Source organism: Streptomyces sp. NPDC028419, from assembly GCF_055565515.1.
Genome location: NZ_JBVHUE010000006.1, coordinates 208,314 through 231,497, shown reverse-complemented (window position 1 = coordinate 231,497; position 23,184 = coordinate 208,314). Strand labels below are relative to the sequence as shown.

At 72.6% G+C, this 23,184-nt stretch carries 19 protein-coding genes; 13 read left to right on the top strand and 6 right to left on the bottom strand.

Features of this window, described 5'->3' with window-relative positions; translation table 11 throughout:
• Positions 1-298 precede the first annotated feature (298 nt).
• From ACZ4UB_RS10245 to ACZ4UB_RS10220, 6 genes are all read left to right on the top strand, one after another.
• On the top strand, positions 299-1,555 hold the full coding sequence (locus ACZ4UB_RS10245; protein WP_468069566.1) for a prenyltransferase/squalene oxidase repeat-containing protein: 1,257 nt from the start codon (positions 299-301) through the stop codon (positions 1,553-1,555).
• Complete coding sequence (locus ACZ4UB_RS10240) at positions 1,552-2,307, top strand: SCO2322 family protein (RefSeq protein ID WP_468069564.1); 756 nt, start codon at positions 1,552-1,554, stop codon at positions 2,305-2,307. Before ACZ4UB_RS10245 ends, ACZ4UB_RS10240 begins: the two co-directional genes overlap by 4 nt.
• Positions 2,304-3,482, top strand: a complete 1,179-nt coding sequence (locus tag ACZ4UB_RS10235; RefSeq protein ID WP_468069666.1) for an energy-coupling factor transporter transmembrane component T — start codon at positions 2,304-2,306, stop codon at positions 3,480-3,482. The genes ACZ4UB_RS10240 and ACZ4UB_RS10235 overlap by 4 nt, the downstream gene beginning before the upstream one ends.
• A gap of 1 nt (position 3,483) precedes the next feature.
• Complete coding sequence (locus ACZ4UB_RS10230; protein WP_468069563.1) at positions 3,484-5,769, top strand: ABC transporter ATP-binding protein; 2,286 nt, start codon at positions 3,484-3,486, stop codon at positions 5,767-5,769.
• Positions 5,766-6,620, top strand: coding sequence for an ECF transporter S component (locus ACZ4UB_RS10225; protein WP_468069562.1), 855 nt, complete (start codon positions 5,766-5,768; stop codon positions 6,618-6,620). The genes ACZ4UB_RS10230 and ACZ4UB_RS10225 overlap by 4 nt, the downstream gene beginning before the upstream one ends.
• A 338-nt stretch (positions 6,621-6,958) precedes the next feature.
• Positions 6,959-7,363 carry an aggregation-promoting factor C-terminal-like domain-containing protein gene (locus ACZ4UB_RS10220; RefSeq protein WP_354381836.1) on the top strand — a complete coding sequence of 135 codons (405 nt, stop codon included), beginning with the start codon at positions 6,959-6,961 and terminating at the stop codon, positions 7,361-7,363.
• Positions 7,364-7,497: 134 nt separating this feature from the next.
• On the opposite strand, the gene ACZ4UB_RS10215 is transcribed toward ACZ4UB_RS10220, so the two are convergent.
• Positions 7,498-8,667 (bottom strand): steroid 3-ketoacyl-CoA thiolase, encoded by a 1,170-nt coding sequence (locus ACZ4UB_RS10215; protein ID WP_351044217.1) that lies wholly within the window; start codon positions 8,665-8,667, stop codon positions 7,498-7,500.
• Positions 8,668-8,898: 231 nt separating this feature from the next.
• On the opposite strand from ACZ4UB_RS10215, the gene ACZ4UB_RS10210 reads away from it, so the two are divergent.
• Positions 8,899-10,152 (top strand): cytochrome P450, encoded by a 1,254-nt coding sequence (locus ACZ4UB_RS10210; protein ID WP_354381838.1) that lies wholly within the window; start codon positions 8,899-8,901, stop codon positions 10,150-10,152.
• A gap of 409 nt (positions 10,153-10,561) precedes the next feature.
• Here ACZ4UB_RS10210 and ACZ4UB_RS10205 read toward each other — a convergent pair whose 3' ends face one another.
• Positions 10,562-12,619, bottom strand: a complete 2,058-nt coding sequence (locus ACZ4UB_RS10205; protein WP_468069559.1) for a bifunctional glycosyltransferase 87/phosphatase PAP2 family protein — start codon at positions 12,617-12,619, stop codon at positions 10,562-10,564.
• Positions 12,620-12,728: 109 nt separating this feature from the next.
• On the opposite strand from ACZ4UB_RS10205, the gene ACZ4UB_RS10200 reads away from it, so the two are divergent.
• Positions 12,729-13,055 carry an antibiotic biosynthesis monooxygenase family protein gene (locus ACZ4UB_RS10200; RefSeq protein WP_467958358.1) on the top strand — a complete coding sequence of 109 codons (327 nt, stop codon included), beginning with the start codon at positions 12,729-12,731 and terminating at the stop codon, positions 13,053-13,055.
• A 60-nt stretch (positions 13,056-13,115) separates the two neighbouring features.
• On the opposite strand, the gene ACZ4UB_RS10195 is transcribed toward ACZ4UB_RS10200, so the two are convergent.
• Positions 13,116-13,511 (bottom strand): nuclear transport factor 2 family protein, encoded by a 396-nt coding sequence (locus ACZ4UB_RS10195; RefSeq protein WP_467958356.1) that lies wholly within the window; start codon positions 13,509-13,511, stop codon positions 13,116-13,118.
• A 116-nt stretch (positions 13,512-13,627) separates the two neighbouring features.
• On the opposite strand from ACZ4UB_RS10195, the gene ACZ4UB_RS10190 reads away from it, so the two are divergent.
• Positions 13,628-14,176 carry a GNAT family N-acetyltransferase gene (locus ACZ4UB_RS10190; protein WP_468069557.1) on the top strand — a complete coding sequence of 183 codons (549 nt, stop codon included), beginning with the start codon at positions 13,628-13,630 and terminating at the stop codon, positions 14,174-14,176.
• Between the two features lie 19 nt (positions 14,177-14,195).
• On the opposite strand, the gene ACZ4UB_RS10185 is transcribed toward ACZ4UB_RS10190, so the two are convergent.
• Entirely contained in the window at positions 14,196-16,247 is a 2,052-nt protein-coding gene (locus ACZ4UB_RS10185) for a DHA2 family efflux MFS transporter permease subunit (RefSeq protein ID WP_468069664.1), read from the bottom strand.
• 218 nt (positions 16,248-16,465) lie between these two features.
• Here ACZ4UB_RS10185 and ACZ4UB_RS10180 point away from each other — a divergent pair, with 218 nt between their 5' ends.
• Positions 16,466-17,161 carry an HAD-IA family hydrolase gene (locus tag ACZ4UB_RS10180; protein WP_354381842.1) on the top strand — a complete coding sequence of 232 codons (696 nt, stop codon included), beginning with the start codon at positions 16,466-16,468 and terminating at the stop codon, positions 17,159-17,161.
• Between the two features lie 24 nt (positions 17,162-17,185).
• On the opposite strand, the gene ACZ4UB_RS10175 is transcribed toward ACZ4UB_RS10180, so the two are convergent.
• Entirely contained in the window at positions 17,186-18,016 is an 831-nt protein-coding gene (locus tag ACZ4UB_RS10175; RefSeq protein ID WP_468069556.1) for an alpha/beta fold hydrolase, read from the bottom strand.
• A 542-nt stretch (positions 18,017-18,558) separates the two neighbouring features.
• Positions 18,559-19,140 (bottom strand): TMEM165/GDT1 family protein, encoded by a 582-nt coding sequence (locus tag ACZ4UB_RS10170; protein ID WP_354381844.1) that lies wholly within the window; start codon positions 19,138-19,140, stop codon positions 18,559-18,561.
• A gap of 499 nt (positions 19,141-19,639) precedes the next feature.
• Here ACZ4UB_RS10170 and ACZ4UB_RS10165 point away from each other — a divergent pair, with 499 nt between their 5' ends.
• The 3 genes from ACZ4UB_RS10165 (at position 19,640) to ACZ4UB_RS10155 (ending at position 23,097) form a co-directional block, all read left to right on the top strand.
• Positions 19,640-20,284, top strand: coding sequence for an HNH endonuclease family protein (locus ACZ4UB_RS10165; RefSeq protein ID WP_468069554.1), 645 nt, complete (start codon positions 19,640-19,642; stop codon positions 20,282-20,284).
• Positions 20,285-20,539: 255 nt separating this feature from the next.
• Complete coding sequence (locus ACZ4UB_RS10160; RefSeq protein ID WP_468069552.1) at positions 20,540-22,222, top strand: alkaline phosphatase D family protein; 1,683 nt, start codon at positions 20,540-20,542, stop codon at positions 22,220-22,222.
• 248 nt (positions 22,223-22,470) lie between these two features.
• Positions 22,471-23,097, top strand: a complete 627-nt coding sequence (locus tag ACZ4UB_RS10155; protein WP_467958347.1) for a DedA family protein — start codon at positions 22,471-22,473, stop codon at positions 23,095-23,097.
• The last annotated feature ends 87 nt before the right edge of the window (positions 23,098-23,184 follow it).

The window sequence follows — 23,184 nt, the reverse complement described above, 5'->3', positions numbered from 1 at the left end:
GCCCGTACGGAGGTGCGCCGGCCCGCCGTCAAGGGGTGCGCGGGTTACGGGCCGGTAGAGTGACCGGGTCGTCAACACTTCCGTACGGGGGGAAGCCGGTGCGAATCCGGCGCTGACCCGCAACCGTGTCCCGCCTCCGGCGCCGCCGGGCGGGGAGCCGGATTGCCCCGTCGCGGAGGTGCGCGGCTCGCGCCGCCGGATCCTCCGGTGGCCGGCACCGTCGAGGTAAACGGAGCCGGAGCCCGGTACTCCATGTGCCTGCCTCCGCGCTCCCCAGCAGGAGAGGCACCCGCCCCACATGAACGTCCGCCGCAGCGCCGCCGCGCTCGCCGCCTCCGCCGTGCTCTGCGTGGGCGCCGCTCCCGCCGCCCTCGCCGCCCCCTCGCCCTCACCGGCCCCCGTGATCCCCTCCGGGCTGTTCGGCAAGGGCGACCCGACCTTCGACGGTGTCTGGCGCCAGTCCTACGCCCTGCTCGCCCAGCAGACGGTCGGCGTGCGGCCCGCGCCGCAGGCCGTCGGGTGGCTGACCGGCCAGCAGTGCGCGAACGGCGCCTTCGCCGCGTTCCGCGCGGACTCCGGCGCGGCCTGCGACGCGAAGACGGTCCTCGACACGAACGCCACCGCCGTGGCGGTCCAGGCGCTGCGGGCGCTGGGCGGCCACGACGCGGCCGTCAAGAAGGGCGCCGACTGGCTGAAGTCCGTACAGAACGAGGACGGCGGCTGGCCCTACAACCCGGGCGCCCCGAGCGAGGGCAGCTCCACCCCGCTCGTGATCAGCGCGCTGGTCGCGGCCGGTGAGAAGCCGGCCGAGGTGAAGTCGAAGGCGGGCAAGTCGGCGTACGACGCCCTCCTCTCCTTCCAGCTCGGCTGCGCCACCGAACCGGCCGCCGACCGCGGCGCCTTCGGCTACCAGCTGCAGGACGGCAAGCTCCCGGCGAACGCCGGCGCCTCGGCCGCCTCGGTGCTCGCCGGGCTCGGCACCGGCCCGGTCGTCGCCCCGGCCGCCACGGACACCCCCGCCGCGGCGCTGGAGTGCCCGGCCGGAGCGAAGGACCCGGCGGCGGCCGCCCAGGCCTCGGCCGGCTACCTGGCCGAGGCCCTCAAGAAGGACGGCCACCTGGTCGTGAAGACCCCGGGCGCCGAGACGGTCACGGCGGACGTCGGCAACACCGCCGACGCCGTGATCGCGCTGGCCGCCGCCGGGCACAAGCAGTCCGCCGCGGGCGCGCTGGAGTGGCTCAAGGCCAACTCGGCCGAGTGGTCCAAGGGCAACCCGGCCGCCCTCGCCACCCTGGTCCTGACCGCGCACGCGACCGGCACGGACCCGAAGGCCTTCGGCGCCACCGACCTGGTGGCCGCGCTGAACGCGACCGGCCCGAGCGACGCCGCGGCCGCGACGCCCCAGCAGTCGGCAGCCGCTGACGCCGGACCGTCCGCGGACTCCGCGAAGGACTCCGACTCCTCCCCCATCGGCATCTGGTGGATCGTCGGCCTGGGCGCCGTGGCCGGCGTGGGCATCGGCTTCGTCATGAGCCGACGCAAGCAGCAGCCGTGACCGGCCGGACCCGTCCGGTTCGGACCCGCTCGTCCCGCGCCCGGTCGCTGTCGGCGCTCCTGTCCCTGCCCGTGGCCCTGGCCGTCGTCCTGGGCCTGGCGCTGACGCTGCTGGGCGCGGCTCCCGCGCTGGCTGCCGGTTACCGGTACTGGTCGTTCTGGGACGGTACGAGCGGCTCGTGGACGTACGCCACCCAGGGAGCCTCCATGGCCAGGCCCAAGGACGGGTCCGTCCAGGGCTTCCGCTTCGCCGTCAGCAAGGACGCGGCCGACGAGGCGGCCACGCCGCGCGCCGCCGCGGACTTCGGGGCGATCTGCTCGGGCACCGCCGCGGTCGAGGGCCGCAAGCGGGTGGCCCTGGTCGTCGACTTCGGCGTTCCCGCGGACGCTCCGGCCGGCGAGACCCCGCCGCAGGACGCCCCGCGGACGGCCTGCGCGGTGGTGGCTCCCGACGCGACGGCCGCCGACGCGCTGGCCGAGGTGGCGAAGCCGCTGCGGTACAACAGCGCGGCGCTGCTGTGCGCGATCTCCGGGTACCCGAAGCAGGGCTGCGGCGACCAGGTCGGCGCGAGCGAACCGAAGCCGTCCGGCTCGGCCTCGGCGTCTTCGTCCGCCACCGCCGCCGCGTCCGGGGACGGGGACGGGGACACGGACGGGGGCAGTCCCTCCGTGGGGTTCCTCGCCGGAATCGCGGCCGTGATCGCCCTGGCCGGGGCGGCCGTGTGGCAGTCCCGCCGCCGCCGCGCCCGGTGACCCACCCGGCCGACCGAGCCGGGGTCGGCGCGCCGCCGGGGCCGCCCGATCGCGCCTACGTCCGGCCCCGGCGGCGGGAGCGTTGGGAGGCGCCGGCCGCCGCGCGGCGCAACGCGCTGCACGCCGGTGCGTGGTGGCTCTGGGCGCTGGGGCTGGCCACGGCGGCGTCCCGGACCACCAATCCGCTGCTGCTCGGCCTGATCGTCGGCGTCGCCGGTTACGTCGTCGCGGCCCGCCGGACCGCCGCCCCCTGGGCCCGGTCCTACGGCGCCTTCGTCAAGCTCGGCCTCGTCGTGATCGGCCTGCGGCTGCTCTTCTCCATGCTGCTCGGTTCCCCGATCCCCGGGGCGCACGTCCTCTTCACCCTGCCCGAGATCCCGCTGCCGGCCTGGGCGCAGGGCATCCGGTTCGGCGGGAGGGTCACGGCCGAGCAGCTGGTCTTCGCCTTCTACGACGGCGCCAAGCTCGCCGCGCTCCTCATCTGCGTCGGCGCCGCGAACGCCCTCGCCAATCCGGCCCGGCTGCTGAAGTCCCTGCCCGCCGCCCTGTACGAGGCGGGCGTGGCCGTCGTCGTCGCCATGACGTTCGCGCCGAACATGGTCGCCGACGTGGTCCGCCTGCGGACCGCCCGCCGCCTGCGCGGGCGCCCCACCGGCGGGGTGCGGGCGATCCTGCAGATCGGCCTGCCCGTCCTCGAAGGCGCCCTGGAGCGCTCGGTGGCCGTGGCCGCGTCGATGGACGCGCGCGGGTACGGCCGTACCGCCCGGGTCCCGGCCCTGGTCCGGCACACCACCAATGTCCTCACCCTCGGCGGGCTCCTCGGCGTGTGCGCCGGAACGTACGGGCTGCTCGCCGCCGAAGGCGCCGGGTACGGCCTCCCCGTCCTCCTGATCGGCCTCGCGCTCGCCCTCGGGGGCCTGCGCCTGGGCGGGCGGCGCAGCGTGCGCACCCGCTACCGGCCCGACCGGTGGGGCGTGCGCGCCTGGCTGGTGTCCGCTTCCGGCGCGGCCGTCGCCGCGCTGATGATCTACGCCGGGTCCGTCGACCCTGAGGCGCTGCGCCCCGGTGTGGTGCCGCTGGTCGCGCCCGGACTGCCGCTGTGGCCCGCGGCGGCGGTGCTGATCGGTCTGCTGCCCGCCGTGGTGGCCCCCGTCCCCCCGAAGGAGGGCTCGTAACGTGATCCGCTTCGACCAGGTGTCCATCACCTACGACGGCAGGCCCGGGCCGACGCTCCACAACGCGGACTTCACCGTCCCCGAGGGTGAGCTGACGCTCCTGGTCGGCCCGTCCGGTGTCGGCAAGTCGACCCTGCTCGGTGCCGTGTCCGGGCTGGTCCCGCACTTCACCGGGGGCACCCTGCGCGGCCGGGTCACGGTCGCCGGGCGCGACACCCGCACGCACAGGCCGCGCGAGCTGGCCGATGTCGTCGGCACGGTCGGCCAGGACCCGCTGGCGCACTTCGTCACGGACGTGGTCGAGGACGAGCTGGCCTACGGGATGGAGTCCCTGGGGCTGGCACCTGCGGTGATGCGGCGCCGGGTGGAGGAGACCCTGGACCTGCTGGGCCTCAACGAGCTGCGGGACCGCCCCATCGCCACGCTCTCCGGGGGCCAGCAGCAGCGGGTCGCGATCGGCTCGGTCCTGACCCCGCACCCCGCGGTCCTCGTCCTGGACGAGCCGACGTCCGCGCTCGACCCGGCGGCGGCGGAGGAGGTCCTGGCGGTCCTCCAGCGCCTGGTGCACGACCTCGGTACGACGGTTCTGATGGCGGAGCACCGGCTGGAGCGGGTGGTGCAGTACGCCGACCAGGTCCTGCTGATCCCCGCCCCGGGCGCGGCCCCCGTCCTCGGCTCCCCGGCCGACATGATGGCCGTCTCCCCCGTCCACCCCCCGGTGGTGGCCCTGGGCCGCCTGGCCCACTGGACCCCCCTCCCCCTCTCCATCCGCGACGCCCGCCGCCAAGCCACCCCCCTCCACACCCTCCTCACCACCATCGCCGGCGGCCCCACCCTCGCCTCCGGCGAGCCCACCCTCACCCCCGGAGAGCCCACCCTCGCCTCCGGCGGGCCCTCAAACGCCGGGCAGGCTAAAAAGGCCCAGCCCACCCCGACGGCGACGCAGGCCCAGCCCATCCCGGCCCCGACTGCGACGCAGGCTCAACCCATCCCAGCCCCCACTGCGACGCAGGCTCAACCCATCCCAGCCCCCACTGCGACGCAGGCTCAACCCATCCCAGCCCCGCCGGCGATTGAGGCGCCGCCGGAGGCCACCCCCACTGCGACGCAGCCCCAGCCCACCCCAGCCCCACCGGCGACGCAGGCCCAGCCCATCCCAGCCCCCACTGCGACGCAGGCTCAACCCATCCCAGCCCCGCCGGCGATTGAGGCGCCGCCGGAGGCCACCCCCACTGCGACGCAGGCTCAACCCATCCCAGCCCCGCCGGCGTTTGAGGCGCCGCCGGAGGCAACGCCAGTCACCCCCGGCGGGCCCTCAGACGTCGGGCAGGCTGAAGGGGAGCAGCCCATCCCAGCCCCGCCGGCGATTGAGGCGAAGGCCCGGGCCCCCCGGACCCGCACGCTGCGACACCCCTTCCGCCGCACCCCCACACCCCCGCCGCCCCCGGCATCCCCGGCACCCCCGGCACCCCCCGTAACCACCAGCCACCTCTCCGTCCGCCGCGCCCGCCGGGAGATCCTGCACGACATCACCCTCACCCTCGCCCCCGGCGAAACCCTCGCCCTCATGGGCCGCAACGGCGCCGGCAAGTCCACCCTCCTCGCCACCCTCGTCGGCATGATCGAGCCCGCCTCGGGCCACCTCCACGTCGGCGGCAAGCAACCGCACCGCACCCCGCCCGCGGAGATGGTCCGCCGCGTGGGCCTCGTACCGCAGGAGCCCCGGGACCTGCTGTACGCCGACACGGTCGGCGCCGAGTGCGAGGCGGCCGACGCGGACGCCGCCGCCGCGCCCGGCACCTGCCGCGCCCTGGTGTCGTCCCTCCTCCCCGACGTCCCCGACGACACCCACCCCCGCGACCTCTCCGAGGGCCAGCGCCTCGCCCTCGCCCTGGCCCTCGTCCTCACCGGCAGGCCCGCCCTGCTGCTCCTGGACGAGCCGACCCGCGGTCTGGACTACGCCGCCAAGGCCCGCCTGATCGAGATCCTGCGGGACCTCGCCGCGCGCGGCCACGCGATCGTCCTGGCCACCCACGACGTGGAACTGGCCGCCGAGCTGGCCCACCGGGTGGTGATCCTGGCCGGCGGCGAGATCGTCGCGGACGGCCCGACCGCCGAGGTGGTCGTCTCCTCCCCCGCCTTCGCCCCGCAGGTCGCGAAGGTGCTGGCCCCGGGCCACTGGCTCACCGTCTCCCAGGTGGCCGCCGCCCTGACCGCCCACGAACGGGCCGCCCATGAACGGGCCGCCCACGCACACACCGGCGCCGACCCCGGGACCGCCCCGTGAGCCGCCCCGTCCGGATCGGCCCGCGCGGCGCCGCCGCCCTGGTCCTCGTCACCCTCGTCGGGATCGCCGCCTTCGGCTGGCCGCTGCTCGCGGACCGCCAGTCGGGGCTCGCGCACTCGCAGGACGCCCCGTGGCTTTTCGCCGCGCTGCTCCCGCTCCTCGTCGCCGTCGTGGTCGCGACGATCGCCGACAACGGCATGGACGCGAAGGCGGTGGCGATGCTCGGCGTGCTGGCCGCGGTGGGCGCCGCGCTGCGGCCGCTGGGGGCCGGCACGGCCGGCCTGGAGCCCATGTTCTTCCTGATGGTGCTGAGCGGCCGGGTGCTCGGGCCGGGCTTCGGCTTCGTCCTGGGTTCCGTGACGATGTTCGCGTCCGCGCTGCTCACGGGCGGCGTGGGGCCGTGGATGCCGTTCCAGATGCTGGCGCTGGGCTGGTTCTCGCTGGGCGCCGGGCTGCTGCCGGGCCCGGACCGGATCCGGGGGCGGGCGGAGCTGGTGATGCTGTCCGCGTACGGCTTCGCCGGGTCCTTCGCGTACGGCACGATCATGAACCTCCAGGGCTGGGTGATCCTGCAGGGCATGGGCCAGGGGATCTCCTTCCACCCCGGCGACCCGGTCGGCGCGAACCTCGCGCGGTTCCTGGCGTACTGCCTGGCCACCTCGCTGGGCTGGGACCTCGGCCGGGCCGTGCTGACCGTCGTACTGACCATGACGCTCGGCGCCACGCTGCTGAAGGCGCTGCGCCGGGCGACGAGGAAAGCTGCCTTCGACGCCCCCGTTTCCTTCGATTCAGGGGTCGAAAGTGGCCCCGGACACACGCCCCAAAGGGGTACGAGCGGCCACGGAACGTGAGATCCGGGCCCCTGAGCGGTGACCCGCCCCACAGGACCTTGGTCACATACGGCCCGGGATAGTAGTCCTTAAATGTTCCATATCCACCCGCTCAAACCGGCTCCCACCTGCGCCGATCCCCTTCGCCCCGGGGAGGGGTCGTTCAGCCCCGGCTGCGACCTCCACTAGTAAGAGGGGGGCGTTGCCAGGCCCCCCGGCAGCCTGGCTAACTGGTGTTGTCGCCACGGCGGCAGGGGCGCTCCGCCCCCCGCCCGACGAACCCCTCTCCACCGCGTGAGTGGCTCACGTACGTCCTCGACGTGCGAGCGACCGTCCCTGTTCCCTACGGAAGGCTTTCCGTGTCCAACGCCGTCATCCGCCGCATCGCCGCCTCCAAGAAGACCTTCGCCGGTACCGTGCTCGCCCTGGGTGTGGCCGGTTCCATGCTCGCCGCGGTTCCCGCTCAGGCGGCCCCGATGGACGCGAAGTCCATCGCGCAGCAGATGATCAAGGACCCGGCCCAGTACGCGGCGTTCGCCAAGATCGTCTCCCGCGAGAGCGGCTGGGACCACACGGCCACGAACTCCTCCTCCGGTGCGTACGGCCTGGTCCAGGCCCTGCCGGCCTCGAAGATGGCCTCGGCGGGCTCGGACTGGAAGACCAACCCGGCCACCCAGATCAAGTGGGGCCTGGACTACATGAACTCCCGCTACGGCAGCCCCGTCGGCGCGTGGAACTTCTGGTCCTCCCACCACTGGTACTAAGCCGGCCCGGCCGGTAGACGTACACCCCCGCGCGGACGACCGCGCGGACGAGGGCCCCGACGGCCGACCTCCCCAGGTCCGGCCGCCGGGGCCTTCTGTTTCCCATCCCACGGGGGCTCGGGAGCCCACGGGGCTCAGAGGCGCTGGATGATCGTGCCGGTGGCGAGGGCGCCGCCCGCGCACATCGTGATCAGCGCGAATTCCTTGTCGCGACGCTCCAGCTCGTGCAGCGCGGTGGTGATCAGACGGGCGCCGGTGGCCCCGACCGGGTGGCCCAGCGCGATCGCCCCGCCATTGACGTTGACCTTCTCCATGTCCTGCTCGAAGACCCGTCCCCAGCTGAGCACCACGGAGGCGAAGGCCTCGTTGATCTCGACGAGGTCGATGTCCTTGAGGGACATCCCGGCCTTGCCGAGGACCGCGCGGGTCGCGTCGATCGGTCCGTCGAGGTGGTAGTGCGGGTCCGCGCCGACCAGGGTCTGGGCGACGATCCGGGCGCGCGGCTTGAGCTTGAGCGCGCGGGCCATCTTGCGCGAGGCCCACATCACGGCGCAGGCGCCGTCGGATATCTGCGAGGAGTTCCCCGCGGTGTGCACGGCGGTCGGCATGACGGGCTTGAGCCGGGCCAGTGCCTCCATGCTGGTGTCGCGCAGGCCCTCGTCCCGGTCGACCAGGCGCCACATGCCCTGTCCCGCGGCCTGCTCGGCCTCGGTGGTCGGCACCTGGACGGCGAAGGTCTCGCGCTTGAAGCGCTCCTCGGCCCAGGCGGTGGCGGCCCGCTGCTGGGAGAGGACGCCGAGGCGGTCGACGTCCTCGCGGGTCAGTCCGCGGTGCCGGGCGATCCGCTCGGCGGCCTCGAACTGGTTGGGGAGGTCGACGTTCCACTCGTCCGGGAAGGGCTTCCCCGGGCCGTGCTTGGAACCGGAGCCGAGCGGCACCCGGCTCATCGCCTCGACCCCGCAGGCGATGCCGATGTCCATCACCCCGCCGGAGATCATGTTGGCGACCATGTGGTTGGCCTGCTGGGAGCTGCCGCACTGGCAGTCCACCGTGGTCGCGGCGGTCTCGTACGGCAGACCCATCGCGAGCCAGGCGTTGCGGGCCGGGTTCATCGACTGTTCGCCCGCGTGGGTGACGGTGCCGCCGACGATCTGCTCGACGCAGTCGGGCTGGATCCCCGTACGGGCGAGCAGCTCGCGGTAGGTCTCACCGAGCAAGTAGGCGGGGTGGAGGTTGGCGAGCGCGCCACCCCGCTTGCCGATGGGCGTGCGTACGGCTTCGACGATGACGGGTTCCGCGGCCATGAGCCGTCCTCTCCTCCACTGCGGCGGGCCGTCCCGGCGGCGCGCCTGAACTAGTACGCGTTCTAGTTCTCTGGCAGTTTTATGACCTGCGGGCCCCGCACGCAAGGGTCTTGCACACGGCTTGCACGGATTCCACACGCAACAGTTGCCGCGCCTACCCTTGTCACTTCTAGAACTCGTTACTACCTTCGAGCCAACTTCTGATGGGCCGTCAGACTTTGGAGTTGCCGAATGTCCTGCCCCGCACTGCCCGACGGCTTCGACGCCACCGACCCCGACCTGCTCCAAGCCCGCGTCCCCTTCCCGGAGTTCGCGCAGCTTCGGCAGACCGCTCCGGTGTGGTGGTGCCCGCAGACCCGGGGCATCACCGGCTTCGACGACGAGGGCTACTGGGTCGTCACCCGGCACGCGGACGTCAAGTACGTCTCCACGCACCCGGAGTTGTTCTCCTCCACCACCAACACCGCGATCATCCGCTTCAACGAGCACATCCAGCGTGAGCAGATCGATGCCCAGCGCCTGATCATGCTGAACATGGATCCGCCGGAACACACCCGGGTCCGCCAGATCGTGCAGCGCGGCTTCACCCCCCGCGCCATCCGCGGCCTGGAGGCCGCCCTGCGCGCCCGCGCCTCGAAGATCGCCGAAGAGGCGGCCGCCGCGGCCGGCGCCGCGGCCGACGGGAGCTTCGACTTCGTCACCCAAGTCGCCTGCGAGCTGCCCCTCCAGGCCATCGCCGAGCTGATCGGCGTACCGCAGGAGGACCGCGCGCGGATCTTCGACTGGTCGAACAAGATGATCGCCTACGACGACCCGGAGTACGCGATCACCGAGGAGGTCGGCTCCACGGCGGCGATGGAACTCATCGGCTACGCCATGAACCTCTCCGCCGCGCGCAAGGAGTGCCCGGCCAAGGACATCGTGACGCAGCTCGTCGCGGCCGAGGGTCAGGGCAACCTGGGCTCGGACGAGTTCGGCTTCTTCGTGCTGCTGCTCGCGGTCGCGGGCAACGAGACCACGCGCAACGCGATCAGCCACGGCATGCACGCCTTCCTCACCCACCCCGAGCAGTGGGAGCTCTACAAGGCGACCCGGCCCTCGACGGCGGCCGAGGAGATCGTGCGCTGGGCCACCCCCGTGGTGTCCTTCCAGCGCACCGCCACCCAGGACACGGAGCTGGGCGGCCAGAAGATCAAGGCGGGTGACCGGGTGGGGATGTTCTACTCCTCCGCCAACCACGACCCCGAGGTCTTCGAGAACCCGGACGTCTTCGACATCACCCGCGACCCGAACCCCCACCTCGGCTTCGGCGGCGGCGGCCCGCACTTCTGCCTCGGCAAGTCCCTGGCGATCATGGAGATCGACCTGATCTTCAACGCCCTGGCCGACGCCCTCCCGAACCTCCACCTCGCCGGCCCCCCACCCCGCCGCCTCCGCGCCGCCTGGCTGAACGGCATCAAAGAACTCCGAGTAACCCACCCCTGACCCACCCGTTACGAGCCCAGCCACACCCAGCCCACCCGGCCAAATCCAGCCCGCCCGGCGCTTGAGGGCCCGCCCGACCAAATCCAGCCCACCCGGCGTTTGAGGGCCCGCCCGACCAAATCCAGCCCGCCCGGCGTTTGAGGGCCCGCCGGAGGCACGATCACCAGCAACGCACCCCACGGCATCCACCCGGCGGCGGCAACCCGCCACACCCAGCCCGCCCGGCGCTTGAGGGCCCCCACAGGGCCGCCCGACTGGCGGGACACCCCCACCGGGCGGATCCTGACAGGACGCGGCGATCCACGAAAGGGGCGCCGGAGCGGGCACGACCCACCGCTCCGACGCCCCTTGGCCACGCGCCAAACGTCACACGTCACGCGTCACGCGCGCACGCGCCACGCGCCACGCGTCACACAACGTCCCGCCCCACCACACTCCCCGCCTTACGCCCATCCCCGCCCCCCACGACGGCCCGCTCCGGCACCCGCGGCCCAGGCACCGCCACCCCGGCCGGCACAGCCGCCCCCCGGGGCCCGGAGAGCACGTACACCAGCCCGAACCCCGCACCCACGACCACCGCACCACCCACCGCATCCAGCACCCAGTGGTTGGCGGTCGCGATGATCGCGCACACCGTGATCAGCGGATGCATCGCCCCCAGCACCTTCTGCCACCCCTTGGGCGCCAGCGTGACGATCACGACCCCGCACCACAGCGACCAGCCGAAGTGCAGCGAGGGCATCGCCGCGTACTGGTTGGAGATCGCGGTCATCGCCCCGTACTGCGGGTTCGCCAGGTCCTGCACGCCGTGCACGGTGTCGATGAACCCCAGCCCCGGCATGAGCCGCGGCGGCGCCAACGGGTACAGCCAGAAACCGACGAGCGCGAGGACGGTCGCCAGCCCCAGCGAGGCACGGGCCCAGCGGTAGTCGGCGGGACGGCGCCAGTACAGGACGGCCAGGATCGTCAGCGGGACCACGAAGTGGAACGACGTGTAGTAGAAGTTGAAGAACGCCTCCAGCCAGCGGAGGCTGACCACGGCGTGGTTCACGGCGTGCTCGATGTCGATGCCCAGGGCCCGCTCGATGGAGAGGATCTGCGTCCCGTTGCCCTCGGCGAGCGAGCGGCTGGTGGGCGCGGCGGCACGGATGTACGAGTACAGCGAGTACCCGACCCGTATCAGCAGCAGCTCAAGCAGCAGGTTGGGACGGGCCAGCACGCGCCGCCAGAACGGCAGCAGCGGGATCCGCGCCCAGCGGGCGGTCGCGGGCCGCGCGTAGGCGGTCGGGACGGGTTCGCGCCAGTACGGCGAGCTTCGCGGCAGGAACGGCACCGCGCAGGCCGCGGCGAGGGCCGCCAGCAGCAGCACGTTGTCCCGTACGGGCGCCAGTACGGCCAGGTTCGGCAGCAGCATCGCGCTGGGCAGCGTCATGGCGAGGATCACCGCGACCGGCCACACCGGCCGGTCGGCGGCCCGCTTGCCGACCTTGCCCGCCACCGCGAGCAGCACCCACAGCAGCTGGTGGCGCCAGCCGGTCGGCGACACGGCGACGGCCACGCAACCGGTGATCGCGACCGCGAGCAGCAGCTGCCCGTCGCGGGCGTAGCGCGCCGCGCGGCGCAGGCCGAGCCAGGCGATCCCGGCCGCGAGGGCGACGTACAGAAGGATCTCGGCGGGGCCGGAGAGCCCGAGCCGCAGCAGCGCACCGTGGACGGACTGGTTGGCGAGGCCACTGGGGCTGCCGCCGAGGCCGGTCCCGGCCAGGTGGTGGATCCAGTACGTCCAGGAGTCGTGCGGCAGCGCGGCCCAGGACAGCAGCGTGCAGGCGGCGAAGGTGGTGAGGGCGGTGCGCGCGGTGGGGCGTCGTTCGGTGAGCCACAGCAGCGGCGCGAAGAGCAGCAGGGCGGGCTGGAGCGCGGCGGCGAGTCCCATCAGGAAGCCCGCCGGACGCTCGCCCGGCACCCGGAAGAAGGCGAGGAGCACCAGCAGCACCGGCAGCACGGCGGTCTGCCCCGGGGAGGCCGCCTCGCGCACGGGCAGCGAGACCATCATCAGGGCGACGAGCACGGGCGCGGCCAGCAGCGCGGTGCGCCGGGGCACCGGATCCGGCAGGCCCCGCGCGGCCACCAGCCCGATGGCGGCGACGAACAGCAGGGTCACGCAGGTCCAGGCGACCTCCAGCGACTGGTCCGCCAGCCCGACCAGGGGCTTGAGGACGAGGCCCGCGAAGGGGGTCCCGGTGAACTGTCCGGCGTCGTAGAGCGAGCCCGGAAGGCCCGGCAGGTAGAAGCCGGTGAGCCACTCGCCGGGTGGCACGCGCAGCACCGCGGACGCCTGTCTGACGGCCAGGAGGCCCGCCAGCGCCCATAGGACGAGGCGCGCGGCGCCAAGCCTGTTGCCGCTACCACCACCGCCTATGACTCCGGCATGTCCGTTGACACCGCTGTGCTCCGCCGCGTTGGCCACGCCCCGCCGGCCTCCCGCCCTTGTTGACTGCAACCGTGACTTCGCCTGGCTGCCGCGATGAATTACCCGGGACGACGATATCCCGCATGGGATACCTAGGATGGCGGGCATGAGCATCGTGAAGATCAACGCACTGTCCGTACCGGCGGAACAGCGGGAGGTACTGGAGCAGCGGTTCGCCTCGCGGGCGGGCTCCGTGGAGAGCTCGGACGGGTTCGAGTGGTTCGAGCTGCTGCGCCCCGTCGAGGGCACCGATCAGTACCTCGTGTACACCCGGTGGCGCTCGGAGGCCGACTTCCAGGCGTGGATGGAAGGGCCCATGAAGGCGGCGCACCAGGGCGGCGGACAGGGCGGCGGGGAGCGGCCGAAGCCGGCGGCTTCGGCGTCCCAGGTGTGGTCCTTCGAGGTCGTGCAGCAGACCGCTCCGAAGCAGTAGGGCCGGGTGGCTCGGCTCCCCTGGCCCCGTAGCTGCCTAGCTCTCTAGCTCTCTAGCTCTCTAGCTCCAGAAGGCGTCGGACTCTTCGATGTCCGCGACGCACTCGTCGATGTCGGTGATCTTGTTGCCGACGAGGGTGAAGAAGAGTCCGCCGTGCATCTCGATCCCGCGGTCGCCCCGGTCTCCGCGGGAGCGGTGGACCGCGATCACGTGCCCCCGGCCGTCGGCCAGCAGCGTCTCCAGGTCCACCCGCAAGGTGCCGTTCGTCTCCGCGCCGAGGCGACGGTAGAGGTCGAGCACGGCCTCCCGGCCCTTGTGGTGCCCGGACAGCGGGCTGCTGCCGGGAACGTGGTGGACGACGTCGGCCGTCAGCAATGTGGCCATCGTCTCCATGTCGCCCGCGCTGAAGGCCGCGTATCCGCGACGGATCAGGGCGCAGTCGGGGTGCTCCGACATGACGTTCACACCCTTCGGTGAGGGGGAGCGGGGGGGAATTGCCCTTTTTCCTATCATCGGCCCGGGGCTGTGGATATTCCATGCGGCGGCGCGGCCGCAGCCTCCAGAATGACGCCATGAACAGCACGGGCGCGGGCACGAACGCGGGCACGAACACGAGCACGAGCACGGGGGGCGTCGGTGGGGACGGGTGGTCGGTCGCTCCGGAGCCGTACACGGACCCGGACTCCGTGGTCCTGCGCCGCGCGTACTACGCGGAGCTCGCCGGGCGGTACTTCGACCGCACGATGACGGAGGCCGAGATCGACGAGGCCCTGATCGTGGACTTCCCGGACGACGACCTCGTCCTGCCCACGGGAGAGTTCGTGGTCGGCCGACTGGCCGGCGCGCCGCTGGCGTGCGGCGGCGTACGACTGCTGGACCCGGAGACCGCCGAGCTGACGCGGGTGTACGTCGATCCCCGCACCCGCGGCACGGGCGGCGGCGGGGCGGTCCTCGCGGCGCTGGAGGACGTGGCACGCTCCCTCGGCGCGCGGCGGGTCATCCTGGACACCCGCTCCGACCTGGTGGAGGCCCGCAGCCTGTACGCGAAGCACGGGTACGACGAGATACCGGCCTACAACGACAGCGAGTACGCCCAGCACTGGTTCGGCAAGCGCCTGTAGGCCGGTCGCGGCCGCAGCCTCAGCGGGCCTCGTGGTCGCGGCGCGGCAGGGTGTCGTAGGGCTCCTCCGCGTCGGAACCGCACAGCTCGGCGTTGATCTCGCCGACCAGTTTGATCAGGTCGGTGGGCCGGTCCGGTCCCCACCAGTCGCCGAGCAGCTCCGCGAGGGACTCCTGCCGCGCGTCCGCCAGCCGTACGGCAGCCGAGCGCCCGGGCTCGGTCAGGACCAGCGGGATCCCGTCACGGACGGCGAGACCGCGCTCTTCGACCTGCCGGGCGGCCTCGGTGATCGCCTTCAGCGGCACGCTGGTGCGTTCGGCCAGCATCGCAGGCTCGACCGATCCGTACTTCTTCATCCGCAGCAGCAGCCAGCTCGCGGCGGGGAGGAGGTCGAAGCCCGCCTTTTCGGTGATGTCCTCGTAGACGTGCCGACGGCCCTCCCGGGTTCCGAGGACCGACAGCGCCCGGGCGACCTCGTCGTGCGAGGAGCGCTGGACGGGGTTGGAGGCGAGGGTCTCGGTCACGTCCGGGGCGGTCACCGAGCCGCGCAGCTTGTCCTCCTTGAGGAACCAGGCGACCAGGAAGGCCAGGAGGACGACGGGGACCGCGTAGAGGAAGACGTCGGTGATGGATGTCGCGTAGGCGTCCAGGACCCGGGGGCGCAGGGCCGGCGGCAGGGCGGCGATGGCGCGCGGGTCGGCCTTCAGCTGGGCCGCCGTGCCGGGCGGCAGCGGGATGCCGGCGAGGGCGGAGACGAGCTTCTCGTCGAGCCGGTTGGTGAAGATCGTGCCGAAGATGGCCACGCCGAAGGACGCCCCGATGGAGCGGAAGAAGGTCGCGCCGGAGGTGGCGACGCCGAGGTCGGCGTAGGTGACCGCGTTCTGCACCGCCAGGACCAGCACCTGCATGACCAGACCGAGGCCGACGCCGAAGACGAAGAAGTAGGCGCTCATCTCCCAGGTGGAGCTGGTGCGCTGCAACTGGTGCAGCAGGAGCAGCCCGACGGCGGTGATGGCGGTGCCGACGATGGGGAAGACCTTCCACCGTCCGGTGCGGCTGACGATCTGGCCCGAGGCCGTTGAGGAGATCAGCAGGCCGAGCACCATCGGCAGCATGTGGACGCCGGACATGGTGGGCGAGACGCCCTGGACGACCTGGAGGAAGGTCGGCAGGTAGACCATCGCGCCGAACATCGCGAAGCCGACGATGAAGCTGATCAGCGAGCAGAGCGTGAAGGTCCGGATCCGGAAGAGCTTCAGCGGCAGCACGGGTTCGGCCGCGCGGCGCTCCACCACGAGGAACACGACGAGCAGCACCAGGCCGAGCGCGGCCAGCCCGATGATCCGCGTCGAGCCCCAGCCCCAGGTGCCGCCGAAGGAGGCGACCAGCACCAGGCAGGTGGCGACGGAGGCGATCAGGAAGGTGCCGAGGTAGTCGATCGTGTGCCGGGAGGAGCGCTTGGGGATGTGCAGCACCGCGGCGATCACGGCCAGGGCGACGAGGCCGATGGGGAGGTTGATGTAGAAGACCCACCGCCAGGACAGGTTGTCCACGAACAGGCCGCCCAGCAGCGGGCCCAGCACGCTGGTCGCGCCGAAGACCGCGCCGAAGAGCCCTTGGTACTTGCCGCGCTCCCGGGGCGGGACGATGTCGCCGACGATCGCCATCGACAGCACCATCAGTCCACCGCCGCCCAACCCCTGCACCGCCCGGAAGCCGATGAGCTGGGGCATGTTCTGGGCCAGGCCGCAGAGCGCGGAGCCGATCAGGAAGAGGACGATGGCCGCCTGGAAGAGCTTCTTGCGCCCGTACTGGTCACCGAGCTTGCCCCACAGGGGCGTGGCGGCGGTGGAGGCGAGCATGTAGGCGGTGACGACCCAGGACAGGTGCTCCATCCCGCCGAGGTCGCTGACGATCGTCGGTAGGGCGGTGGAGACGATGGTCTGGTCGAGCGAGGCGATCAGCAGGCCGAGCAGCAGCGCGCCGATGGATACGAGGACTTCGCGGGAGGCGTGTTCGTCGCCCGGGCCACGCGCGGGATCCACGACCGAGGGGGTCACTTCCTGGGCCATCGGCTCCTCCTCGGGGACCGGGCGGCGGTAGGACATCTCCATCCTGAGCGGTGCGTCCCGTTACGGCCTGCTGGGAGACCTACGTCACTGGATTGGCCGAATCGGGGAAATGTTTTGTATCTTGGTGGAACAAAGTGGCTCCGCCTGCATACCCTGACCGGTAGGCGGAGCCACTTGTTTTTGTTTCCCCACTGCCGCGCCCCCTCTGGAGACCCCTGATGCCGGCCAGCACCACCTCCGCCGCCGCTGCCACCGCCGCCCCCGTCGTCCTGAGCGCGAAGGCGCTCCTCCTGGACATGGACGGCACCATCGTCAACTCCGACGCGGTGGTCGAGCGCTGCTGGCGCGAGTGGGCCGTGACGCACGGCTTGGATCCGCACGAGGTCATCAAGGTCGTCCACGGCCGCCAGGGCTACGCCACCATGGCGCTCCTCCTCCCGGAACGCCCGATGGCGGAGAACTACGCCGAGAACACCGTGATGCTGGCCCGCGAGACCGCCGACACCGAGGGCGTGGTCCCGGTCGGTGGCGCCGCGGAGTTCATGGCGGCCCTCGCGGAACTCCCGCACGCCCTGGTCACGTCCGCCGACCTGGCGCTGGCCACGGCCCGGATGTCCGCGGCCGGCCTCCCGATGCCGCGGATCCGGGTGACGGCCGAGTCGGTGTCGGCCAGCAAGCCCGACCCGGAGGGCTTCCTCAAGGGCGCCGCCGAACTCGGCATCGACCCGGCCGACTGCATCGTCTTCGAAGACTCCGAGGCGGGCATCGCAGCGGGCCTCGCGGCCGGCATGCGCGTCATCGGCGTCGGCCCCCGCGCCGCCGCCCACGCCCCCACCGCCCATGTCCCCGACCTCACCGCCCTCACCCTCACCACCACCCCCACGGGCACCCTCACCCTCACCCTGGCCCCGTAACCACCCCGCCCCCGCCCCTCCCCGTCATGCGCGGGCGAAGGCGCGCAGGTCGTCGTTGAGGCGGTCCGCGTGGGTCGCGAACAGTCCGTGGCCGGCGTACTCGTACAAGTGCAGCTCCGCCCCCGGGATCAGGTCGGCCGCGCGGCGGCCCGTGAGGGCCAGGGGCGCGGAGGCGTCGTCCGACCCGTGGACGACCAGGACCGGGCAGTCGATCTTCACCAGCTCCGGGACGAGGTTCAGGGAGGGGACGAGGTCCCCCAGGGCATTGGCGGCGCGCGCCGTCGCCCCGAGGCAGCGGTCCACCATGTACGCCACGTACGCGTCCGACACCCGCGGCCCGGGCAGGTGGCGGGCGAAGAACGCGTCGGCCCCGTCGGCGAAGAACTTCGCCCGGTCCTGCCGGAAGGTCTCGTTGAATCCGCGGATCAGCTCCGGGTCCAGTCCCTCGGGGTGGTCCGCGGAACGGGCCGGCCCCGGGGCGATCCCGCCGACGAGCGCGACCCGCGCCACCCGGCCGCTACCGCGGAGGGTCAGGTACCGGACCACCTCCACGGTGCCCATGGAATGCCCGACCAAAGTGATGTCGCGCAGGTCCAGGTGATCGAGCAACGAGGCCAGATCCCCGGCGAGGGTGTCGAGGTCGAAGCCGCCCCAGACGTCCTCGGACCTGCCGTGCCCCCGTCGGTCGAAGCCCACGCAACGGAAGCCCTCGGCCGCCAGCGGCAGCATCTGGTACTCCCACATCTCGGTACCGAAGTACGAACTGTTGACGAAGACGATGACGGGACCGTCCGAGGGGCCGTAGTCCACGAAGTGGAGGCGGGTGCTGTCGGTGGCGGACTCGAAGTACGGCATGACGGGGGTCCCTTCGGCGAGTGACGGTCAGCGGCGGCGGCCCGTACGACAGCCATCCTTGCCCCGCGGCCCCGAGGCGGTCGATTACCTCAGGAGTCATACGGTGCGCCGGGGGCCAGCGGACAGCGCCACCGGGCCCAGCACGCCGGATCCAGCGGGCACCACCACCGCCACCGCCACCGCCACCGGTCCCACCAGGCCGAGCCCCGCGCGCGAAGGCCCAGGCCGGCCCACCACAGCCGAACCCGAGGCCGGCACACCAAGCCGAGCCCGGCGAGCCAAGCCGAGCCCGAGCCCGGCGCGCCAAGGCCGAGCCCGGAACCCCCAGACCGGGGCCCGCACACCAAGCCGAGCCCGAGCCCAGAACCCCCAGACCGGGGCCGGGAGCCCGACCCGCGTCCAGCGCCCCCGGCCCAGCGCCCGGGGCCCAGCACCCCCGCCCCAGGCCCCCGGACGCAGGGGCGGCGCGGTCCCGGCGCGGCGGTCCCGGCGCGCGCCCGGGCCCGCCCGCCAGTGCCACCCGCCCCCACGGGAACCCCCGGTCAGCCCGCGATCGCCTCGTACAGCGAGAACACGGCCAGCGCGGCCATCACGCACGCCGCGACCTTCGTGATCAGGCGCAGCGGGATGTACTTCATCAGCGTGCGCCCGCCCAGGATTCCGATCCCCGCGACCGCCCACAGCGCCAGGACCGCTCCGATGCCGACCGAGACGGGGTCGTCATAGCGGGCCGCGAGGTTGGCCGTCATGATCTGCGTCAGGTCACCGAACTCGGCGACCAGGATCAACATGAAGCCCGCCCCCGACACCTTCCAGAAGGATTGGTCAGCAGGCTCCTTGACCTCCTCGTCCTCCTCCTTCTTCTTCAAGAGCAGCATCGCCGCGCCCGCCAGGAACAGGACGCCCACGACCGCTTGGACGAGGCGGTGCGGCAGCAGGGTCAACACGCTGGCCGCGGCGATGGCGAGCGCCACGTGCACCGCGAAGGCCGCGGCCACGCCCACGAAGACGTAGGACGCCCGGTAGCGGGTGCCGAGCATCAGTCCGGCGAGGGCCGTCTTGTCGGGGAGTTCGGCGAGGAAGACGACGCCGAATGCGATCGCCAGAATGCTGAAGCTGATCACGGGGTGAAACCTCAATCGGTCGGGCAGGACGCCATCGGAACCGAGAGACCTGGGTGTTTCAGGGGTCGCTTCGGCACGGCGGCGCCCTGTGTGCAAACAGGACACTGCGGCCGAAGGTCTCGCTGGCCGACCGCTGACGCGGCCTGCCTCCGGGCGCCGGCTGGGATGACCCAGCAGTATGTCGACGGTCCGGCGAAGAGCTACTCCCCTTCTGCTCGGTACACCTTACGCGACCCCCGGCGCCGCCCGAAATAGGCCCTTGGTCCCTTCTGGACCCCGCCACCTCGCGCGCACCACCCCCTCTCTCGCCACCGCACCACCTCCTGCCCCATCCGGAATCACAACCTCCTTTTCTATCAAGGCCGTTGCACACCTTGATGTGACGTGCTCATGTCGCCACGCTGTCACCTGGCGCCCATCCCCGCGAAACCCGGCGCCGCAACCATGGCCGGGCCCCGCCGGGGCGTACGGCCAGTCCCCCACACCAAGGGAGTCCTTCGTGCCCGCCATCTACGCGCGTCGCATTGGCATGCTCGCCTCAGCCGCCGCCCTCACGTCCCTCGCCGTCCTCGCGAACGCCCCGACCGCCCAGGCCGCCCCGCCCGCGCCGATCAGTGCCGCCGCCGCCCGCACGTACCTGGCCACGGTGACGCCCACGGCGGAAGGCTCCTCCAGCGGCTACAGCCGCGCCCTCTTCCCGCACTGGATCACCCAGTCCGGGACCTGTAACACCCGCGAGGTCGTGCTCAAGCGCGACGGCGTGAACGTGGTCCAGGACTCCTCCTGTGCGGCCGTCAGCGGGAGTTGGTACTCCGAATACGACGGTGCCACCTGGACGGCCGCCTCCGACCTGGACATCGACCACATGGTGCCGCTCGCCGAAGCCTGGCGCTCCGGTGCCAGCTCCTGGACGACCGCCAAGCGCCAGCAGTTCGCCAATGACCTGACCCGCCCCCAGCTCATAGCCGTGACCGACAACGTCAACCAGGCCAAGGGAGACAAGGACCCGGCGGCTTGGCTGCCGCCCCGGACCGCCTACCGGTGCACCTACGTCCGTATGTGGGTGAACGTGAAGCAGTACTGGGGCCTCAGCATCGACTCCGCCGAGAAGACCGCCCTCACGAACGTCCTCAACGGCTGCTGAGCCCTCGCCCCACCGCCCTCTCCCCTCACCCTTCGCACCTCACGTTCGAGCTTCGCACCGCGCACTTCGCACCTCACGACCAATGCCTCCCCTCTTCCCTGTCACCTCTCGTCCTTGTCCCCTCAACATTCGCCCATCGCCGCCACCACCCACCTCCCCCGTGCGGGGAATCGATCTCCCCCGCCAGGGGGAACCGCTCTCCCTCCTCCACGCCGTACCTTGTGATCCAAGGGGACATGGAGGAGGGGGAGTTCGATGGCGGGACTGCGTCTGGGGCCATTGCTGCGGTACGTCGACTGGGACACGGGCGGTTCGGCGACGATCTGGGTCGAAGCCGACCGGCCGACCACTGCCGAGGTGCGCTGCGCCGACGGCGCCGGCGGGAGCGCGCGCACCTTCCAGATAGCCGGTCACCACTACGCATTGGTTCCGGTGACCGGGCTGACCCCGGGCAGCACCACCGCGTACGAAGTGGTGCTCGACGGCGTCCGGGTGTGGCCGCAGCCCGACAGCGGGTTCCCACCGAGCACCATCAGCACCCCGGCCGTTGCCGGTCGCGGTCGCCCCGGCCCGGGTCCCGGGTTGAGGGTCACCTTCGGGTCCTGCCGCCAGGCCGCCCCGCCCGCCGGCCGCCGCGGCCCGCACGGCGCGGACGCCCTCGACACCCTCGCCGCGCGGCTCGCCGCCGATCCCGCGGCGGAGCGGCCCGATCTCCTGCTCCTGCTGGGCGACCAGGTCTACGCCGACCAGTTGTCCCGGCGGACCAGGGCGTGGCTCGCGGCCCGCCGGGACCTGCGCGAGGCGCCCGGAGCTCAGGTCGCCGATTACGAGGAGTACACGCAGCTCTACTACGAATCCTGGTTGGACCCGGAGATCCGCTGGCTGCTGTCGACCGTGCCCAGCCTCCAGATATTCGACGACCACGACGTCTGCGACGACTGGAACACCAGCGCCGCCTGGCTGGCCCAGATGCGGGCCACCCCGTGGTGGCGGGAGCGGATCCTGAGTGCGCTCATGTCGTACTGGGTGCACCAGCACCTGGGGAACCTCTCCCCCGACGACCTGGAGGCCGACCCGCTCTACGAGGCCGTTCGACAGACCCCTGACGGGACGGAGGCGCTGCGCGCCTTCGCCGCCGGGGCCGATGCCGACCCGTCCACCGTCCGCTGGAGCTACCGCCGGGATTTCGGACGGACCCGCCTGCTGATGGTGGACACCCGGGCCGCGCGGGTGTTGGCGGAGGACGGGCGGGCGATGCTCGACCCGGCCGAGGAGCAGTGGGTCCGGGACAACGCGATGGAGGGGCACGGAGGATACGACCACCTCCTGATCGGCTCCTCGCTGCCCTGGCTGATGCCACCGCTGATCCATGACGCCGAGGTGTGGAACGCGACGCTGTGCCGGGGCGAGCGCGGGCCGCGCTGGGCCCGGATCGCGGAGGACCTGCGCCGGCGCGCCGATCTGGAGCACTGGGCCGCTTTCCCGGCCTCCTTCGAGGCGCTGAGCGATCTGATCGAGCAGGTGGGGACGGGGCCACGGGCTCCGGCGACGGTCTGCGTCCTGTCGGGAGACGTCCACCATGCGTATGTGGCCCAGCCCCGAATACCCACCACATCCCGGGTCTACCAACTGACCTGCTCGCCGGTGCACAACTCCGTCCACACCGCGGTGAAGCTCGGCTTCCGGCTCGGCTGGTCCCGCACCGGGCGGTGGCTGGGGCGCGGGCTGTCGCGGCACGGGCGGACGGGCCGACCGCCGCTGAGCTGGCGACGTACGGACGGGCCCTGGTTCGGCAACCAGCTGATGACCCTGGCCCTGACGGGACGCACCGCGCGGCTGCGGCTGGACCAGGCGCACAAGGAGCGCTGGCCACGACGGGGCGAGCCCAAGCTGGTGACCGTCCTGGACCGCGAGCTGACCGCTGCTGACCGGGGCTGAGCCGGGGCCGACCAGGGGCGGAGGGCGTGGCGGCCCTGTTCCGGCAGCGTGCTGACGCGGATCCGACGCCCTCTGTGGCAGCAGGGCACGCACGGGTGTGACAGTAAACATGACAGAGGAGGTGCCCCGGGGACACATGGTGCCAGCGTGCGGCGTACGCTGTATGGCTGTCAGCCGCCCCTGCCGCTCCCCCGCGACGTCGCGGCGCTTCAACGCTGAAGCACGTCACTGGACTGGGGAGTCCCGTTTTGTTTGAGACTGTGGGGTCGCTGACCACGAGCCCGTGGATCTACGCCGTCGTGGCACTTTCCGTGCTGCTCGACGTCTTTCTGCCGGTACTACCGAGCGGTGTCCTGGTGATCGCCGCGGCCGCCGCGGCGGCGACCGGAGGCGGCGCGCCCGTGGCGATGCCGGGCCAGGTGCCCGACATCCTGCCGTTGCTCGCCGTGGCCACCAGCGCGTCGGTACTGGGCGACCTGGCCGCGTACCGGGCGGGCCGCCGTGGCGGGGACTGGCTCGACCGGGCCATCTCCCGCTCACGCCGACTCAGCCGCGCCCAAGAGCGACTCGGCGTGGCACTGGCCCGCGGCGGCGGCGCCCTCGTGGTGATCGCCCGCTTCGCCCCGGCCGGCCGCTCGGTGGTGTCGCTGGGCGCGGGCAAGCGCAACCGCGAGGTGCGGGAGTTCCTGCCCTGGTCGCTGCTGGCCGGCATGGCCTGGGCCGGCTACAGCGTCTCGCTCGGCTACTACGGCACCCAGTGGCTCGGCGCGACCTGGCTCGGCACGGCGGTCTCGGTGATCGCCCTCTTCGGCGCGGGCGGCCTGGCCGCGTACATGGTCCGCCGCCCCACCCCGGTCCACGCCCCGGCCTCCTGACCGAGCCGAGGTACCCGGAGCACCCAGCGCACCCGGGGGCGCCCGAAGCACCCAGGTACTCCGGGCATTCCGGGTGCCCCGGGGCCC